The 2,331-nt window shown below is 67.9% G+C and carries 2 protein-coding genes; both read right to left on the bottom strand.

The features are described 5' to 3' along the window. Positions 1 to 127 precede the first annotated feature (127 nt). The gene (locus E1264_RS42065; RefSeq protein ID WP_132183096.1) at positions 128 to 1,312 is read right to left on the bottom strand and encodes an acyltransferase family protein; all 1,185 of its coding nucleotides are present in this window, start codon (positions 1,310 to 1,312) and stop codon (positions 128 to 130) included. 12 nt (positions 1,313 to 1,324) lie between these two features. After that, positions 1,325 to 2,331: LCP family protein (locus E1264_RS42060; RefSeq protein ID WP_132183094.1), on the bottom strand; the 1,007-nt coding region annotated here is incomplete at its 5' end.

Here is a 2,331-nt window from a genome sequence, read left to right as displayed (position 1 = left end):
GGTGGTGGGGTGGGTGGAGGATGCCGGTCATGTCTCCGGAGGTCTCATCGGGTACGTGCACGTGGGAGCACGGCGACTCTAGTCGCCGATCGGGGGGAGCCGTGGCCTGATGGCGTGAGGCGGCACGCTAGCGCATCCGGCTCCCGGGTTTGCGCAGGGGTGTGAAAACCCAGGTCATCTTGGGCTCCAGTGCCCAGCTCATGGTCCGGACGACCGGCCGGGAGCACAGCGCCGTCCCGACCGCGACCGCGCCGCCGAGCACGATGACGACGCCGGGCACGGTGTGCATCCAGGCCGCGTCCCACCAGCCGGTGAAGGTCAGCAGGCGGATGACGAACCCGTGCAGCAGGTAGGCGTACAGCGTCGCCGCGCCGAGCCGGGTGAACCAGTACCGGCGGCGCGGGATCTGGGTGAGGAACGCGGCGACGAGGACGGTCGCGCACGCGAACATCGCGAGCCGCATCAGCGTGCCGGTGACGTTGCCGACGCCGAGATCGTCGTGCGGGTGCTTCCAGAAGATCCAATCCAGCGTCATGCGGTCCATGGCGAGGTAGGCGGCGCCGAGCCCGGCGGCGAGGACGACCGCGCCCACCGGCCGCGCGGCCGGTTTTTTCAGCAGCTCGAAGTGGTGCGGTTTCAGCGTGAGCCCGAGGACATAGAACGGCAGCAGCCCCAGCACCCGGTGAATATCGAACGTTCCACCGAGATCGCTCATGTACGACAGCAGCGCGAACCCCACCGCGACCGCGAGCGGCCAGCGGATCTGCTGCCAGACCGGGGTGGAGAGCCGCCACATGAACAGCGCGCAGAGGAACCACGTCAGGTAGTAAGGGCTCAGCAGGCTGATCTCCAGCTCATTGCCGCCCGCGAGCCACATGTACACCGAGTAGGCGAATTCGAACACCACGTAGGGAACGCCGACATTGGTGATCAGCTTTCGGGCCTTGCCGCCGGCGAACGTCCAGTTCCGCGAGAAGTAGCCGGTGATCACGATGAACAGCGGCATGTGGAACATGTAGACGAAGAGGTACAGGCCCTTCGCCAGCGGGACGTTCAGCAGGTTGGCCAGGGAATGCCCCGCCACCACCAGGAGGATCGCGAAGTACTTCGCGTTGTCGAAGAACGGGTCGCGCTGCTTGCGCGGGGCGGCCTCGGGGCCCTGCCCCGGGCCGCGCGCCTTCGGGACGCCGCCGGGCCCCTCCGGGTAGGCCCCCGGTGCCTCCGGGACCGGACCCGCCGCAGGATCCGTGATGAGCGGCCGGTCTGCATACTGTGCCGTCTCGGCCCCGGTGGGCCTGGTGGTGTAACTCATACGGGGAGCGGGTCACGTCTCCTTGCAGATGTTGTCGCTGGCGCGGATCTCGCCCTGCTGCTTGGGGATGCCGCCGCCCGCGCTCTTCAGGTTCGTCCAGTCGCTGCCGACGATCAGGTCCACGACGCCGGGCTTGGCACCGCTGGTCCGGGCGGCGGGCTGCGGCCCGCTCGGGATCAGCGCGGCCAGCGACTGGGCCTGCTGGTCGGCACCGGAACCGTACATCACCTTGGTGGCGGATGTGGCGGAAGGCGCGTTTCCGCCGACCGTGACGTGGAAGCCCTGCGACTCCAGGTCGTCGGCGACGCGGCCGGCCTGCCCGTCGATGCCGCTGCCGTTGTAGACCCGCACCCGGATCTGGCTCGGCGGGATCTTCACCGATCCCGGCTTCTCTTCCTTCGGGATGGTCTTGTCGTTGCGGACGGCGTTGAAGAACGGCTGCGCGGCGGAGTTGAGCGCCACCCGGTTCGGGTCCTGCGGGTCGGGCCCGGACGGGACGGTCACGAACCGCAGCTTGCCGGAGGTCATGCCCTGCATCTCTCTGGCGATGTCCATCATGACCTGCGGCGTCAGCTCTTTGTCGGTGGTGAGCGACTTGGTGACCGCGTTCATCAGCTCGATGAGCTTCTTGGGGTTGCTGAGCACGCCCGCGCTCATGGCCTTGTTGGCGAGCGCCCCCATGAACTTCTGCTGCCGCTTGATGCGGTCGAGGTCGGAGCCGTCCCCGAGACCGTGCCGGACGCGCACGTACGCCAGCGCCTGCTCGCCCTTGATGTTGTGCTTGCCCTTGCTGAGCTTGAGCTTGGACTTCGGGTCGTTGACGGCCTTCGGCAGGCACACCGGGACGCCGCCGACCGCGTTCGTGATCGCCTTGAACCCGTTGAAGTCGACCTGCATGAAGTGGTCGACGCGGATGTTGGAGATGCTCTCGATCGTCTTGATGACGCAGGTCGCGCCGCCGTTGGTGAACGCCGAGTTGATCTGCGCGCGGCTCTGCGCCGGGATGACCCGCCCGTCCC

It is taken from the genome of Actinomadura sp. KC216 (genome assembly GCF_004348535.1).
In the GTDB taxonomy this organism is placed as follows: Bacteria; Actinomycetota; Actinomycetes; order Streptosporangiales; family Streptosporangiaceae; genus Spirillospora.
The sequence above is the reverse complement of the archived record's forward strand: the minus strand, read 5'-3'. Positions and strand labels throughout refer to the sequence as shown.

Coding starts and splice junctions, on each gene's coding strand:
- E1264_RS42065 (WP_132183096.1), bottom strand. CDS start 1,312: ATGAGTTACACCACCAGGCCCACCGGGGCCGAGACGGCACAGTATGCA.